This window comes from Aquiflexum sp. (assembly GCF_041751335.1).
Classification (GTDB): Bacteria; Bacteroidota; Bacteroidia; order Cytophagales; family Cyclobacteriaceae; genus Aquiflexum.
This window is the reverse complement of the sequence record NZ_JBGSXS010000172.1, coordinates 1-16763: the sequence shown is the minus strand read 5'-3', so window position 1 is coordinate 16763 and position 16763 is coordinate 1. Positions and strand designations below refer to the sequence as shown.

At 40.6% G+C, this 16763-nt stretch carries 15 protein-coding genes and 1 pseudogene; 5 read left to right on the top strand and 11 right to left on the bottom strand.

Going from position 1 to position 16763, the window contains the following annotated elements; translation table 11 throughout:
• From ACEW8U_RS09730 to ACEW8U_RS09720, 3 genes are all read right to left on the bottom strand, one after another.
• The coding region (locus tag ACEW8U_RS09730; RefSeq protein ID WP_373521845.1) for an RraA family protein at window positions 1–915 on the bottom strand (915 nt) is incomplete at its 3' end.
• A 95-nt stretch (window positions 916–1010) separates the two neighbouring features.
• Entirely contained in the window at window positions 1011–2216 is a 1206-nt protein-coding gene (locus ACEW8U_RS09725) for a cupin domain-containing protein (protein ID WP_373521844.1), read from the bottom strand.
• Window positions 2217–2267: 51 nt separating this feature from the next.
• Entirely contained in the window at window positions 2268–4511 is a 2244-nt protein-coding gene (locus tag ACEW8U_RS09720; protein ID WP_373521843.1) for a PQQ-binding-like beta-propeller repeat protein, read from the bottom strand.
• A 325-nt stretch (window positions 4512–4836) separates the two neighbouring features.
• Here ACEW8U_RS09720 and ACEW8U_RS09715 point away from each other — a divergent pair, with 325 nt between their 5' ends.
• The 5 genes and pseudogenes from ACEW8U_RS09715 to ACEW8U_RS09695 all read left to right on the top strand — a co-directional run bounded on the left by ACEW8U_RS09715 (window position 4837) and on the right by ACEW8U_RS09695 (window position 8025).
• Entirely contained in the window at window positions 4837–5676 is an 840-nt protein-coding gene (locus ACEW8U_RS09715) for a sialate O-acetylesterase (RefSeq protein ID WP_373521842.1), read from the top strand.
• A gap of 20 nt (window positions 5677–5696) precedes the next feature.
• A pseudogene (locus ACEW8U_RS09710) lies at window positions 5697–6566 on the top strand (alpha/beta hydrolase); the annotation flags it as partial.
• 5 nt (window positions 6567–6571) lie between these two features.
• Complete coding sequence (locus tag ACEW8U_RS09705; RefSeq protein WP_373521841.1) at window positions 6572–7033, top strand: alcohol dehydrogenase catalytic domain-containing protein; 462 nt, start codon at window positions 6572–6574, stop codon at window positions 7031–7033.
• 30 nt (window positions 7034–7063) lie between these two features.
• A complete protein-coding gene (locus ACEW8U_RS09700) occupies window positions 7064–7591 on the top strand; it encodes a zinc-binding dehydrogenase (protein WP_373521840.1) in 528 nt (175 codons plus the stop codon).
• Window positions 7592–7872: 281 nt separating this feature from the next.
• The gene (locus ACEW8U_RS09695) at window positions 7873–8025 is read left to right on the top strand and encodes a hypothetical protein (RefSeq protein WP_373521839.1); all 153 of its coding nucleotides are present in this window, start codon (window positions 7873–7875) and stop codon (window positions 8023–8025) included.
• A 12-nt stretch (window positions 8026–8037) separates the two neighbouring features.
• Here ACEW8U_RS09695 and ACEW8U_RS09690 read toward each other — a convergent pair whose 3' ends face one another.
• The 8 genes from ACEW8U_RS09690 to ACEW8U_RS09655 all read right to left on the bottom strand — a co-directional run bounded on the left by ACEW8U_RS09690 (window position 8038) and on the right by ACEW8U_RS09655 (window position 16473).
• Complete coding sequence (locus tag ACEW8U_RS09690) at window positions 8038–8421, bottom strand: hypothetical protein (protein WP_373521838.1); 384 nt, start codon at window positions 8419–8421, stop codon at window positions 8038–8040.
• 554 nt (window positions 8422–8975) lie between these two features.
• On the bottom strand, window positions 8976–9224 hold the full coding sequence (locus ACEW8U_RS09685; protein ID WP_373521837.1) for a hypothetical protein: 249 nt from the start codon (window positions 9222–9224) through the stop codon (window positions 8976–8978).
• Complete coding sequence (locus ACEW8U_RS09680; RefSeq protein ID WP_373521836.1) at window positions 9224–9790, bottom strand: PAS domain S-box protein; 567 nt, start codon at window positions 9788–9790, stop codon at window positions 9224–9226. Before ACEW8U_RS09680 ends, ACEW8U_RS09685 begins: the two co-directional genes overlap by 1 nt.
• Before the next feature lie 178 nt (window positions 9791–9968).
• Window positions 9969–11651, bottom strand: coding sequence for a glycoside hydrolase family 43 protein (locus tag ACEW8U_RS09675; RefSeq protein ID WP_373521847.1), 1683 nt, complete (start codon window positions 11649–11651; stop codon window positions 9969–9971).
• 246 nt (window positions 11652–11897) lie between these two features.
• On the bottom strand, window positions 11898–13061 hold the full coding sequence (locus ACEW8U_RS09670) for an endo-1,4-beta-xylanase (protein ID WP_373521835.1): 1164 nt from the start codon (window positions 13059–13061) through the stop codon (window positions 11898–11900).
• Between the two features lie 61 nt (window positions 13062–13122).
• A complete protein-coding gene (locus ACEW8U_RS09665) occupies window positions 13123–14688 on the bottom strand; it encodes a glycoside hydrolase 43 family protein (protein WP_373521846.1) in 1566 nt (521 codons plus the stop codon).
• 243 nt (window positions 14689–14931) lie between these two features.
• The gene (locus ACEW8U_RS09660) at window positions 14932–16071 is read right to left on the bottom strand and encodes an endo-1,4-beta-xylanase (protein WP_373521834.1); all 1140 of its coding nucleotides are present in this window, start codon (window positions 16069–16071) and stop codon (window positions 14932–14934) included.
• A 159-nt stretch (window positions 16072–16230) separates the two neighbouring features.
• Window positions 16231–16473, bottom strand: a complete 243-nt coding sequence (locus ACEW8U_RS09655) for a hypothetical protein (RefSeq protein ID WP_373521833.1) — start codon at window positions 16471–16473, stop codon at window positions 16231–16233.
• Window positions 16474–16763: the final 290 nt, after the last annotated feature.

The following is a 16763-nucleotide window of genomic DNA, read 5'->3' as shown; positions in this document are numbered from 1 at the left end:
CGTCCTCTTACTCATCATCTGATCCAATTCCTGACGGGTCATGCTGCCGAGTTCGGGATGTTTCTCAAGCCATTTCAGGAAGGCTACTTTAATTTCAGCCGTCCATTGGCTGTCAATTTCACCTGTACTGTAAATATTATTCCGCACCATTTCGTAACCAAATTGGTCTTTGCGGACCACAAATTCCGCAACAGAGACCACTTCTTCCGCCAAATGTGCAGGTACAAATAATACTCCTTCGATTGTTGCAATCACCAAGTCTCCGGGAAGTACAATGGCATTCCCAATCCGAATCGGCGTATTAAGTCCCATCAGGACCATTTCCTCCGTAAATGAAGGATGAAAATCCCGCACAAATGCATTGAATCCCGGAATATTCCTGATCTCCTGCAAATCCCGGGAAGCACCATCGAATACCACCCCGTTGCCAGATTTGCTGTAAATGGAATTGGCCAAGGTAGATCCCATAATGGGGCCGCCTCCAATTTTCCCGAAAGCATCAGCTACATATAGATCACCTTGAGTAAGTATATCTATTGGCCAGGCATTGGTATTACCTTTCCTACCTTGTTTGGCACCTCTCTCCTTGATGTTTCGCTCAACATCTGGCCTGCTGGGTAGGTACATAGCTGTGACTGCACGTCCTGTCATCAACGTCTCATTTACCATTTTCCATCCACCTTCATATTGATTAACATATCCCTCATTTCTCAAAGCATTCCAAGCATCGTCCACCATGATATGCTTGGCCCTTTCCAATAGCTCATCTGGTATTTTCGGCCTGCCATCAGCAAACCTTTCTCCCATCCATTCCGAAGTGAGAAAGATCATTTCTTCATTGGAAATGGTTTGGGCTGATAGAATGCCATGCATTGAAAATGCGCTAAGGAATAAGAAAAGAATAATATTTTTCATAATGTTAAAACTTTAGTTTTTTTGCGTTTGAGAATATTGCCATTCAAGTAACTCTTGAATCCCCCTTAATCCCAATATATGTGAATTTTGCAACTTCACCTGACATCATCATCTCCCATCACTTCATATCCCTTCCATTTGAATTCCTTTGCAAGATCAGCAGCTGCAGGCCAGGCTATTTCATGCTGTTTGGTTGCCACCCATTTTCTGCGATTTTCCTCTGTATCGAAAGAAATCATAATCTGGTAATTGTAGGTGGTAGGTTCTGCTTGGATTTCCTTTGAAATGTTCTCAGGAAAAAGACGTAGAAGTTTTGAACCCAAATAACCTTGTTGCACGACCATGGCAGGAACATATATGGAATGAAACATCTCCTCAAAAGCTTTGGCATTTTCATTGGCTACCACAAATTCCATTTGTAGGGCAATAGCTTTAGTATCTATAGATGCTTTTCCTAAATCATGTTTTGCAGGAGCTATTCCAATTACCAAAAATTCAAGATCCTCACTACCCTCGTTGGCAAAACTCAAATTTTCACCCAATGACCCAAAAAAAGCATCATGCGCCTTAAAGTTTCCTATATCATTCCCAATGGCTACTGTTCCTTTGCCCTTGGTCACATAATAGACTTCTTCAAAACCTTCCAATTTTCTAGAGATGCCTTTACTTCCCGCAGGAATGATGACATGGTCCACATGATTCCAGTCGGTACTGAAAATCTCCGGACCAAGGATTCGACGGTACAATACCCCTTCTCCCCCATAAGCAGGATTATCCGATCTAAGTTTTTCTTTTTCCAATTGACCATGGACAAATGTGGGTATAGGATCTAAGATTGCTCCAACACGGGTATCACCTAGATCAAAATTATCAGTTTTTCCCTTGGTGCGGCTTACAGCAAAGTTGAGCCAGGTCAAGGCCTTGTCAGAGGAATTATATATGGCGTGGGAGTCTCCCATCTTGCAGGGTACTACTGCCGGGGCTTTGATTTTGGAAGTCCTCCCGTTAACAGTAAACTCTGCTTCCCCGTCCAAGATTACAAACATCTCTTCAATGCTATGATGGAAATGATGACCAATGCCGGATTTTCCCTGAATGCGTCCTGCATGTAAATAAAGAAAATTTGAAGCCAGGTCGTTTCTCCCTATCAATTGGGTAAAACCCATTTTCCCTGCTCCTGCATGAACCCCAGACAATTCCCTGTATTTGGTCTCATCATTAGGGATAATTCTATCCTTAAGGGACTGGGCATTGGCCTGAAAAGCCAATGCCATGGCTACCAAAATGATTAATCGTTTCATAGGTTTATGGGTTTGGTTATTTTTTTGATTCTTATCTAGGATGTTGTTTTGTCACTTATTCTCAGGTAAAGCATACACCACATATGCTTTGGGCAATGCCCCAGGTTTTTTGGAATGGTCATAACTATCCTTTGCAAAATTGGAAGTAGCATTGATTACCAGATATTGTTTACCATTCAACATGTACATACTTGGCTGTGCATTTGATTCTTGGCTCAACGTTTCTTCCCAAAGTAGTTCTCCATTATCCGCATCGAATGCATATAGCTTTCCTCCCTTTGCGGTAGAAAATACTATCCCTGAGGAAGTCACGATCATTCCCTTTCTCAGAACTCCACCCGGAGCCCCCTTACTTTGATCACCTTGTACGTATAAAGAATCCTGACCCACAGGCTTTTTCCATTTTATGGCACCTTCATTGAGGTCATAAGCCACCAAGGATGACCATGGAGGTGCTGCCAGTCCGGGCCACTCCAGTCCATATTCCGTGGTGTAACGAACGGCTGGATGGTCCACTCCTTCGGGATATTCTGAAGTAGGAGCGGCCTTTTTTTCATCTGGTTTGATTTTAGCGCCACCTGAAGCCACCACAGGTCCTTCTGGAGTTGTTGGCTCTTGGTTTCTTCTAAAGTTAAAACTCATAGGATTACCGCCCAAATATCGGTACATCGCTTTCAATGTTTCTTCATCCACATGGACAAATCCTGGCATCTGTCCCTTTCCGTTGATTACTGTACTTCTAAATTCATCATAGAATACATGCTGTCCTACATTAATAAGGGACGGCCCCACTCCTCCCGCCATGTCCACGCCATGACAGGTTTGGCAAGTCGAAGAATACAGTGCTTTTACCCTTTGGATTTCGTTTATGGATAAATCAATCTTCGGAGGCTCTACTTTATTGAGTTTGTAAATTGAGGCATGTTCCTGAGTAAGAATGTACATCATACCTTTTTCAGGATCTGCTGCCGAATTGCCATAATTAGAACCACCCAATGCACCGGGCATCATGATGGTCTCATATTTATCTGATGGAGGAACATACAATCCTGACTTGCCTTCTTCCAATCTTTTGTACCAAGCTTGTTTGATGCTGTCGGGAAAGTAAGGGTTAAGAGCTGCTTTGGTAACCTCATTTCTGGTAAAATTTGGAAGCGAGGAAATAGGCTGTGTAGGCCAAGCTTTCTCATCAGGCATCTCACTGGGTGGGAATGGTTTTTCCTCAATGGGAAATAGGGGTTCACCTGTCACCCTATCAAACACAAACACAAAACCATGTTTGGTGGCCACGGCCACAGCATCTATTTTTTTACCATTTCTGTTTATGGTCAACAATTGTGGGGCAGGTGATAGGTCATAATCCCAAAGATCATGGTGGACAGTTTGGTAATGCCAAATTCTTTCTCCTGTCCTAGCATCCAAAGCCACAATCGAATTCCCGAAGAGATTACTTCCATTCCTATCCGCACCATAATAGTCATAAGTAGGTGAGCCAACGGGAAGATAGGCAATCCCTTTTTCGGTATCCACCGTGATCTCACTCCAAACATTCACCCCTCCTACATATTTGTAGGCATCTTTTGGCCAAGTTTCGTATCCGAACTCACCGGGATGCGGGATGGTATGAAATATCCATTCCATCTTGCCTGTCACCACATTGTATGCTCTGACATGACCGGGAGGAGAAAAGTAATTTTCTCCGGGTGCTGACCCTATGATCAACAGGTCCTCATAAATCACCCCGGGCACCATGGGCTGTATCCTCCTGATAGAGGTAGGATCGCGATCCACTCCTACTCTTAGGTCAACATAGCCTTCCGTCCCAAAATCCATGATGGATTGCCCTGTGACAGCATCTATAGCCTGAATGGTGTTGTTGATGGTAAAGATTAGGCGTCTGTTTTTTTTGTCCTTGCTTTCCCAATAGTTGATACCCCTTCTTGTTAAACCATTCAAATTTGAATGAATCCAAATTTCCTTTCCTGTTTCTACATTGAGGGCAATAAGTGAGGAACTTTTACCCATGACATACATCACAGAATCTACTATGATGGGGCTGAAAAAATAGGGCGTCTCATCCTCAGTAGGATATATCCAAGCCACTTCTAATTGAGATACGTTCACTTTGGTAATTTCAGCCCCAACAAAAAATTTGGATTGGTCTGGACTTCCTCCATAATGGGTCCATGTGGAGTGTTCTTTTGAAACTTCCTTCTGGCAGGACAAAAATGTTACCAAAATAAGAATCCCGAAAAATATCGGTGCGATAATGTAGAATGGTTTTCTTGGGTTCATTAATGTTTTACTATAGGGTTTCAACAAATCACCCTTTTTTCCTCAAATCAGGAATTAGGATATTTCTATTTTCAATATAAGATCTTATGGACTAAGATAACGGTTTTGAGGATTTTAAGAACTTTAAATATATGGGGATACTATCATTTTACAAAGGTAGTTACAAGATCAATTAACCATTCATAATACTTTTAGTGTATAAATGACACTATTTGAAATTGAAAATGTAAATTGAGTTCAAATTGTACAACTATCAAAGTCCCAAATTCAAAAATCTCTCTATAATTTTATTGCTCTCAATATAAATTAAACTTAACCACAAAATATGAAATTCAACTTGAAGTTAACATTCATTTTACTGATAACCATGATCTTAATTGGGACACGTAGTTATGCACAGGATCCTGATTTCTACATATTCTTAAGTTTCGGACAATCCAACATGGAAGGACACTCTAAATTTGAGCCTGTAGACACTATTGCAAACCCCAGGTTTAAGGTCATGCAAGTGGTGGATTGTGATAACTTAAATAGGAAAAAAGGAAACTGGTATGATGCTGTCCCGCCATTAACCAGATGCAATACCGGACTGACCCCAACGGATTATTTTGGCCGGACTTTGGTTGCTGGATTACCGGAAAACATCAAAGTTGCCGTTATCAATGTCTCGGTCGGAGGCTGCAAAATCGAACTCTTTGACAAAGATAATTATGAAACCTATACCGCTGATGCGCCCGCTTGGATGAAAAATATGATCGATGCATACGATGGGAATCCTTATGGCAGATTGGTAGAAATGGCGAAGTTGGCTCAAAAGGACGGAATCATCAAAGGTATTCTGTTGCATCAGGGTGAGTCCAATACAGGTGACACCACATGGCCAAGTAAGGTAAAGGATGTGTACACCAATTTGTTGGCTGATCTTGGACTTGATCAAAAATCCGTTCCGCTATTGGCAGGTGAACTTGTAGATGAAGCTCAAGGTGGTAAATGTGCAAGCATGAATCCCATTATCAATAGACTCCCAGAATTAATCCCAAATGCACATGTGATCTCATCTGAAGACTGTGAAGCAGTTTCTGATGGGCTACATTTTTCCGCTGAAGGTTACCGTAAACTCGGCGCACGTTACGGTGAAAAAATGCTTAGTATACTTGAACATTAAACCTATTAAAACCTAGACCCATGATGAAAATAATTCCCCTCCTTCTAGTCCTTTCATTTGGATTTGGATTTGTCCATGCTCAGGACTTCGAAAAAGAAGCACCTGAAGCATTCGACATTGTCAGAACTGACATTTTCAAAGGAAAAATCGATACCATAAGCTACCAATCCAAAACTGTCGGTGTGACAAGACAGGCATTGGTTTATACACCCCCTTCCTTTTCCAAAAGCAAAAAATATCCTGTCCTATACCTGCTGCATGGTATCGGTGGTGACGAAAAAGAGTGGCTCAACCATGGCAGTCCGCAGGTAATTTTGGACAACCTCTATGCTGATGGTAAGATTGAACCCATGATTGTGGTCATGCCAAATGGCCGGGCCATGAAAGATGACCGTGCAACAGGAAATATCATGTCCCCGGATAAAGTGGAAGCATTTGCAACTTTCGAGAAAGATCTGTTGAATGACCTGATTCCATTTATCGAGAAAAAATATCCTGTCCTGAAAGACCGTGAAAACCGTGCCATTGCAGGGCTTTCCATGGGTGGTGGCCAATCCCTGAATTTTGGCTTAGGTAACCTTGACAAATTCGCATGGGTGGGTGGATTTTCTTCCGCACCCAACACCAAAGCACCGGAGGTTTTGGTTCCAGATCCTCAAGCGGCAAGGGAAAAGCTGAAATTACTTTGGATTTCCTGTGGTGATGCGGACAACCTCCTTCGCTTCAGTGAGCGTACCCATCAATACCTTGTAAAAAACAATGTCCCCCATATCTATTACATAGAACCAGGAGGCCATGATTTCAAAGTGTGGAAAAATGGACTGTATATGTTTTCCAAGATGTTGTTTAAACCCGTGGACCAATCGAAATTATCTCAATTTAACAGCTTATCAAAATGAATGCAATAATCTTAAATAAGCCCGAGCAACTTGAACACATACAACTTGATCTGGATACTAAATTAAAACCTGACGAAGCTTTGCTTAAAGTCCATAGGATTGGGATATGTGGTACCGACATGCATGCATTTCGTGGAAATCAGCCCTTCTTTTCTTACCCGAGAATCCTAGGGCATGAACTTGGGGTGGAAGTAATCGAAACCGGAAACTCCGTAAAAAATGTAGTTGTTGGAGACAGGTGTTCGGTAGAACCTTACTTCAATTTTGGAAGTGATCAGGCAGTGAGGAGGGGGAAAACCAACTGTGGTGAAAATATTTCAGTTTTCGGGGTCCATGCGGATGGGGGTATGAGGGAATATATCAAGTTACCTTCCAGATACCTCCACCAATCCAACAAACTGACTTATGAGCAATTAGCGCTGATCGAGCCGCTGAGTATAGGATGCCATGCAGTCTAGAGGGCCGAGTTAACAGAAGAGGACAAAGTCTTGGTAATCGGTGCAGGTCCTATTGGACTGGCAACCATTAAGTTTGCCAAAATCAAACAGGCAAAAGTCGCAGTGATGGATATCAATGAGGAGCGACTTGGATTTTGTAAAACAAATCTGGATTTAACAGGCCTCATCAATGCCAAATCAAATAAGGTTGTCGATGATATCCGAGATGCTTTTGAGGGAGATTTGCCAACTGTGGTGATGGATGCCACAGGAAATCCCCAATCCATGAGAAACACATTTGATTATGTAGCATTTGGTGGAAAGATAGTTTTTATAGGTCTATTTCAAGGAGATTTCACATTTTTTGACCCACTGTTTCACAGAAAAGAAATCACCCTGATGGCCAGTAGAAATGCACTCGGAGTGGATTTTGATCAGATCATTACATTAGTGGAGGAAGGAAAAATTGACACCGACCTTTGGATAACCCACAGGATGGCATTTCAGGATCTGCCTGAGAAATTTGAAAGTTTATTGTTGCCGGAAAGTAAAGTGATCAAGGCGATTGTTGAGTTGTAGAAATCTAAACGAATTAATAATTTACATCGGTCAGACCAGTAACCCGATTTATACACATAATGCCTCTATTTGTGTCTTATTTGGCGTTTGTGCAAGGTTTAGTTTGCAACTACGCCTTACTATTGTAAACATACTATGTCTGCCACCCATTGACAAGCCCTAAATAATCTAATTTTGATTGAATTGTGTTGAATATCCGTAAACCTAAGCTATGTTTGATCCTACGTAAAAAATTATTTCTCACCCATCATTGAAATATTGATATGAAACCTTCAGCACCAATGAAAATTACCTGGATTATAGGATTGATCTGCGGTATACTTGGCATTATTGGACATTTTACCCAAGTTCAATATTTATCAGAACATAGTTTCACGCTTTTGCTGATTGGTTTCCTTGCTTTGGCAGTGGGGACTACTTTTAAAGGGATTTAAAATTCAGGAAATTTATTTCTTATGGAATTTATACCCAAAGCCAACTGACCATACCCATTGATCTGCTGTATCTCTGTGAAAAAACGGTGCAATCAAGACTAGATTTTTGTAATCGATTCTTGGTGATACACCTAACCTTGCACCTAACTTGCCATTTAATGAGTAGAGTGATGGCAATGCACCAATACCGACCTTCAAGTTTTTATTCAAAACCAAAAACAAAGCTGGGCCTCCAACATTCACTGAATAAAAATTATTTCCAAAAGAAACACCAATCATTCCTTCCAAACTCAGGTCCATTCCAGACGATTGTTTGATAGCAGTGCTGTCCTGACTTTTAGCTGCAAATGAAATAAGTAGAAATAACAAAAAACCTAATAATACTTTAATTCTCATCTTATGAATGTTTTTAAGTTTCAAACTGATGGTAAAAATATAGAGACCATCTAGAAGACAATAGAATTAGCTTTGTTTGTTTTTAAAAATATGACGAGAGGTAAGGTAATTGGAAGGATATTATGGTGTAATTGCAGATTACACCCAGTTCAAACCAAACATATTCTACACCCATAAGGGGTCCAGACCTTCTAAGCTGACTGTATCTTTGGATTTCTTATTTTGGCACCCGCTTATTTAAAAGATAATTAAAAATATAGGGAGTATTATCGGTGAGGTATTGAATTCTTTCGTTACGGCAAAATGAGATCTAACGAGGTAATATTTGATTTGTGTGATGTAAAACCAGTGTTTTACTGCCGTAGCAATATTTTTATTGAATTTTTGTCTGTTTTTACTACTTTAATTAATTGAAACCTAGGGTCTTTTATTGATTTATATACTTTCAATTTAAAGTTAGGTGGCAGTAGGTATAAAACATAGTTGAGAAAACCGTGAATATTAGGAGGTAATTTCTATTCAGTCTCACTATCCTATGTCTAGTTTAGCGGCAACTATTGTGTACATATTTTCCATTTGCTCTCCATGTTTTTCTTTCGTCCAATTTCCTTAACTAAAATAAATGGTGCCGATATAGCCATAAGCCCTCCCGCAGCCTCTAGCATTCCCAAAGCCTCTTTATTACCTTCAAAAGCCCATATAACAGGCGTTCCGCTCAACATAATTACACCCAGATAGCCTATAAAACCGAAGAAACCCGGATTGACATTCTTCACTATTGTCTGAATGTTTGAAATATCCATTACTGAGACTTTTTTTCAAAACAGGCGATAAGGTTTTGTTCTGCTATAAGAGCATCTTCAGGATGGACGGATTTTTCCCAAGTTTTAATACTGATAGGTTCCAATTCTTCAAGTGTATAGCCAATCATTTCTGCCCATCGAGCGTTGAAATTTGTTTCGCCTGTTTGCACATTCCACTCCCAAATTCCTGCATTGGTACCTTCCAAAATATTCTGAATCCTAAGGTTTTGTTTTGTTATTTGAGTAAAAGCATTTTTTCTTGGCGTAATATTTTCAATTTGAGCTATAAAATACTTAAAGGTTCCATCAAGGTTTTTTACTTTTGATCCACTTAAATTGATCCAGATCACATTGCTGCTTTTGGTGAAATAACGCTTTTCAATCTGATAGTTTTCTATTTCATCATTGATTAGCTTATATACATTTTCTAGATCTCCTTCCAAGTCATCAGGATGTGTAATTTCTTGGAAAGTGAGATTAATAAATTCTTTTGCCGTGTACCCGAGTAGTTCACAAAGACTTTTATTTTTTTTCAGAAATTTACCATCTAAAGACACTAATCCCATTCCATGGGCCATCCATTTTCTCAGGCATTATTGTCTGAGCAGCATTAGATTCCTCCTACGTCGGTATGACAAGGCAAAGCCTTTTTCCTTAAATTACCTTCCATAATTCATTGATCTGTGAGATTGTCCCTTGTCCCTTCATCCTTCATCCCTCCACCTTCATCCTTTCCAAACCTCCTCACTCCGGCACCGCATCATTTGCTGCTGTCGCATACAATCCGATCAAATTACCCGTAAATCCTCCTGCCACGTTGGTGGAAAGTATATCACCTGAAACGGTTCCTCCAAGCGTTGTGAAGTCATTGCCGCTCAAGGCGTACCCAAACTCGAAATCATCATGTGATGCTTTGACCTGTAATTTGATCGGGCCGTTGATGTCCACTTTTTGGCTGGCCAGGATTTTTGATGCTCCTTTTTCAGTTCGCTCAAGCAGGATATAGAAATCATTCCCTTTTTTGGTAAGTCCAAATACATAGTTAAATTTTTCACTTTGTACACAGGTCAATCCAGCCAAATCTTTTTCGGAAGCAGGTTTGTAATCCAAGGTAGTGGTAAAGGAAAATTCCTTATGCATCTGTCTGTAAAACAAGGTAGAAGTTGGTTTGACTTCTTTGATATTTACCTCAAACGGATTTATTTCCATACCTTTTTTAGTGATGGACATGAATTCCTCGCGTGGGCCTCTCAAACCAATCCATCGGTAATCCAATTTATCGGATTTGAAATCCTCTGTATAGGTAAAGTTTCCGTTTGGAAAAAATCCGGCTTTTCCTGTCTTGTTCTCAGTTACACTTTTGGGCATCTTAAGCTTGGGTTCCATTGGAATCAGGCCATTTTCAAATACCGGAAACTCACCTGACCAATCTACAGGTAGTATGAAGGTTTCCCTTCCGGTATTCACCCTGTCTTTGTTGTTGGGACGGATGCCCAAAAATACACCGTAATATTTATCATCCGGACCTAAAACAAGGTCAGCATGCCCTGCCCAGTCCACTTTGTTTTTTCTGTCCTTGTTAAAATACCTTTGGGTAAGAATTGGGTTGCTTGGCGCAGGAATATATGGGCCCTTAGGGTCATCGCTTACAAATATCACCTCACTGTGCCAACCTCCGGTGCCACCTTCTGCACACATCAGGTAATATTTATTGTTCTTTTTATAGATATGAGGGGCTTCTATCCAAATCGGTTTTTGGGTGATGTCAACACCACCATCTACGATGATCTTGTCAGTGCCTTTTATGACTTGATCCGCTTCCACATCATACTCCCAGATTTTGATCACCCTATGACCATTGTACAGTTCCTTCCCTCTATCCGGAGCATCATTGTGGACAACATAGGCTTTTCCATTGTCATCAAAAAACAAAGCCGGATCTATTCCGCCAAAATCCAGTTTATAAGGATCACTCCATCCTTGCTTTGGATCTTTTGTCTTAACAACTATATTGCCGAATCCTCCGGCAAACTGAGTAACGATCATGTAAAAGGTATCATTGTTTTTATTGTAAATAATATCCGGAGCAAAGATCCCTGCGCTGATACCTGTGTCATGCACTTTCAATTGGGACTTGCGATCCAATACATGGCCTATCTGTGTCCAGTTTACCAAATCATTGGAATGGAAAATCGGCACTCCTGGAAACATAGCGAAGGAGGAATGCACCATGTAATAATCATTTCCCTTTCTGGTAATAGATGGATCAGGATAACAGCCCTGTAAAATGGGATTATAAAATTCACCTTCCTTCAATGGATTGTCCCTGTAGACCTGATCGTCTCCTTGGTAAACAACTTGGGTAAATATGGGTGGGTTTTTTGCCTTCTTTTGGCTGAATGCATCAGTGGTGGAACACACTGACATCAATACCGCGAAGAGGAATATGTGCTGATTCTTCATTGTTTATGTTTTTATGTGGATTCAAGTTATTTAAATTTCCGTACTTAATTCTGCTACTTACTTATTCAACTATCAAAATGAATAAGATCAGATATTAATTGATACCTGCCTGCTGCAGGCAGGTTTGATATTGATTGATACTACTGCGCCGTGGCGTATTATTTATGAAAGTATCGTGAATCCTGAATTTAAACTTCAGGTTTGTACTCACTAATCCAGTAACTTTTGGACTTCGAAGTAAGCAGGCTTAGGCTGTAATTCTTCGTCCAGTAAAAAAGGAAAAGCCTTTCTTCCCGGTTTGTCGAGCCAAGATGCGTCATCACCTATTCCCCAAAAGGTCACGTTTGTAATGATATCGCTGTAATCCAAAAAGATTTGAAATATCATCTTGTAAGCCTCTTTTTGCCTGGCAGAAAATGTCTCTGTATATACAGTAGACCCCGGTTCCTCATTTGACAGGTACACCGGCAGATCCAACTCAGTAATCTGAATTTCAACCCCCAACCCCCTAAACAAATCCAGTGAGGTTCTTATATTCTCTTCGGATGTTCCCACAAACCAATGTCCCTGAATACCTAAACCATCAATAGGGATATTATTGTCTTTCAACCTTTTGACCAGATTGTAGATCTTGTACCTTTTCCAGCTGAAGATGGAGTTATAATCATTATAAAACAGCTTGGCATTTGGATCCGCTCTGTGGGCAAAAACAAACGCTGAATCAATATAGGATTCTCCAAACATTTTGTACCATGGAGAATCTTCACGATAGATTATTTCTCCATTAGGATCCCAATCAAACAAAGCTTCATTCACTACATCCCAAGCATATACATCTCCTTTGTACCTTGACATTACAGCAGTGATATGATCTTCCAATTGATCTAAGGCAACTTCCTTTGACAAAAGCACTCCATCTTGATCATAAAACATCCAATTAGGTGTCTGTGAATGCCAAGTCAAGACATGTCCTCTTACCTGAATGTTGTTTGTTTTTGCAAATTGAACAATTTTATCTGCACCGTCCCATGTATACACACCTTTGTTCCGCTGCAAGGCATCGGGTTTCATAACATTTTCAGCAGTAACGCTAGAAAAATGCTTGATCAATGCTTGTCCGTGATCCGTATTAGCATCCGCATGATGAGGGGTAATCGCTGCACCGATGGGGAAATAATCTTTAAACAGTTCTTTAAGCGGAATGGCTACTATTTCTTCATCCTTTTCTTCATCCTTGTCATCATCTTGATCTTTAGGATCATTTACAACAGGGTCTACTTCCTCTATAGAGTCACAGCTGAAAGTAATAATGGATAAAGCTATGATGCAAAACCTAACTAGGATTCTATTATATAATATTTTTAATCTTTCCATATTCACTATGTAAAATGCTTAAAGCTTTATTTAATAATGTAATCAATTTTTTTATCGGGAATTAGAATTTTATTTTATTATCAATTTTGAAATAATCGAAGTCAACATGACCACCTGGATTTTTGCTGGCATAATTGAACAGACCAAACCGGTAACCCATAAAATGGGGTAATGTATATCTCATCTTCAGTTCAGTCCCGATTGGTTTCCAATTTTTTCCATCCAAACTATAATAGAAATTAGCCACATCTTTACGGTTCCTAAAATCACACTCCGCTTTGAAATAAATTGTATTCTGTCCAAGTTGGAATTCGGCTACTACATCTTCCTTCCCATCAGGTGCCAATACTTGTATGATGTTCTTTTTCCCCTTTTCATCCTTGACAGCTACAAATCCATAATCCTTTTGCAAAAGCGCCAGTCCTGCCACATCTCCATCCTTCATGCCACTGACATCGATTTTGGTAATGCCTGATGAAACAGGCCCGATAGTTCGCTGGGTAAGGGTATTTTTGGCATGTAAAAAATCGGGATCAACGCGGCTAGTGGTTAACCGAAGGTGTCCACTTCTTGCGCTCAAAGACCAATGATCCGGATCAGGATTGTGGTTCCACTGCCACACAAGTTGAAGTGATTCATCTCCATTTTTTGTTTCAAAATCATCGGAGGCAACAATTCCCGGGATCAAGCTTTTATTCTTGGGCAATTCCAGCTCATCGGGTACTTTTCCATCTACTCCCAACACAGGCCAGCCATCTTCCCATATCACTGGTACCAGATAAGGAATCCTACCTACTGCCCCGTTATCCCTAAATAAGTATGCAAACCAATCTCCATCATGGGTATCAATCAAGCCTCCCTGTGCCACACCTTTGTCCTGAAGCATTACTTTGCCCTCATAAGGACCATGGAGGTTATCGGACCGATGGACTATTACGGTTCGCATCCCACCTTTTGGCCATGCAATATTAAAAAGGTAATATTTCCCGTAAACCTTAAACATTTGTGAGCCTTCTGCAGGCAAACCAACATTGCTGCCAGCAGGAGCAGTTGCATTTTCGATCAGGACCTTTTCAGTCCCGGCTATTACACCAGAAAGGTCAGACTCTAACTCTACCATAGTAAGCTCGCCCGCTCCCCAAATCAAAAAGACTTTGTCTTCTTCAAAAACCAATGTATGGTCATGCATGGACGGTGGAAATGCGATAGACTTAAAAGGTCCATTTTCAATATCCTTAGTAGTGTAAATATGGGTTTTTCCGGTACTGGCAGAGAATGTGGAAACATAATAAGTTCCCTTATGAAATCGGAGGCAACTTGCCCAAGAACCTCTGCCATAGCTGTTTTTGTCATTTGAGAGTGTCAAGAGGTCATTGGTATCGAGCACATCATAGGCATAATTGACGATCTCCCAATTCACCAAATCCTTGGATTTCATGATAGGAACTCCCGGTGCCATGTGCATGGTGGTACTACTCATATAATAAGTATCCCCTACCCTTATCATGGACATATCAGGGACATCTGCATGGATGATGGGGTTGAGGGCTTTTTTACTTTGACCGTGGGTCGAGCCAACGATCAGAGTGAACAAAAAGGTAAAAATTATGATTGCTGGACTTTTCATAAGGTCAATATTGCTAACAATGACATATATCGGAGATGACGTCATGCTGATCCCGATGGCTATCGGGAGAAGCATCTCATGAGGAACAGTAAATGATAAAATGAACATAATTAGGACCTCTCGAGATTCCTCGAACCTCGGAATGACGCCTGCCTGCCGTAGGTAGAAGAAACCTGATGTCATTACCTATTATGAACATTTTAAAATGTTGGAAATTCGGTATGAAGCGTAACCCGATCTCATTTACTTTTTGGCCAACTTAATCAAATCAGCGACAACAGCTTTTGGCTGAAAACCCCTATCAAACAACAATGGATAATCTGTTCTGCCTCTTACCGGCCAATTGTTTTTCCAAGAATGCTGATCTGCAATTCCCCATAAGGTCACCCTTGAAATTTTATCCTGATGTTTCAAAAATAGCTTGAAAAACTCCACGTAGCGATCATCGAACTGTTTTTGTACATCGGCTGGTAAGCCTTTTTCATATGGATTGATACTTTGTTGATATTCAAATGAAGTCGCTACATCAGCGCCTACGTTCCTTCTGGGAGACGGGAGTACAGACATATCCAATTCAGTGATCATCACATTTACACCAAGGTTGGAATAAGCCAATATGCTTTTCTCAAATTCCTCAATCTCAGGATGCTCAAGACCAATATGGCCCTGCATACCGATGCCATCAATTTTAACTCCTTGTTTTTGAAGATTTTGTACCATCTTAACTACTCCACTCCTTTTTCCTGGCATAGCCATGGAGTAGTCATTGTAATTTAACTCTGCATCTGGATCTGCCTCATGGGCAAACTGGAATGCAAGCTTCATAAAGTCTTCTCCTAAAATCTGGTAAAATTTACTATCTCTCCACGACCCATCATCCAAAATGGCTTCATTGACCACATCCCAGGCTTTGACCTGACCTTTGTATCTTCCGACAATGGTCTTGATATGGGTCTCCATGCGTTTGGTCAATACTTCTTTGGAAACATCTTTGCCTTCGTCATCGGTGAAAAACCACCTAGGTGCCTGGGAATGCCAGATCAAGGTATGGCCAACGATATAGAGGTTATGGGCCTTTCCAAGTTCCACGAATTTGTCTGAATCAGTAAAATTGAATTCACCCTCTCGAGGCTGCATTGGGCCACTTTTCATTACATTTTCTGCAACAATGGAATTAAAATGGGTTTTTAACACCTCTAATGAGGCCTCGTCCCTACCATTGATCTGACCGCCATTTAAAGCAGTTCCTATTAGGAATTTACCTTCAAATGCATCCTTGAGTCCTCTTTCGGTATTTTGTGCTTTGAGGTCATATCTTACGCCAACCATCAAGGTGAGGATAAACATGAGAAAGGTAAGATTTCTTATTTGGTTGTTTTTCATAGCTTTCAATGGGTTTTGCATTGGTTAAAGTTGATAGGTATAATAGGTTTGAGGTAAATAGGTCGTTAGGTTTGTGTTAAATAGGTATGAGTATATAATTTTTTCTAAATTGAGTCCTTATCCTTACCCTAATATTGAGAGGAATTGATTTAGGATTTGCTAGGATCCAGCACAGATATTTTTGGTTTTGGCATATTCCCTGAACCAATTGAATACCGGATAGGCACAGGCCTCGGGGTCAGCATCATAAGCTATACCTCCATTGAGATCACCTCTTTCTATAAGTTTTTCGGGCGTAAGCAGATTCCAACTCACGTTTCCTGATCCATCGCCCAACATTTTGAAATTTGCTACAAACCCATATCTACCGGCAGTTCCTGTTAAGCCAACTTTTCCCCACACACCGTATTGTTCCGGCCCCCAATCTATTTCGGTAATGGCTATCGGGGCTATATCAGATATAGGTTTGATGTTTGGTTCCAGTTGAGTCTGAAGGTCGTTGGGTCATTGTTATCCAATCCCCAATATCCTAGATAGATATGAACTGCATAACCGAAATTTCCATCCTCTATGGGATTGTTGGGAAATCCACGATAGTGTGATTGATAACCGGAGCCTGGTATCCAGAATGAAAATTGGATTGGTTAGCAAGAATTATATTTCCATTCAAAAGGATTGAAAATACCCTTACC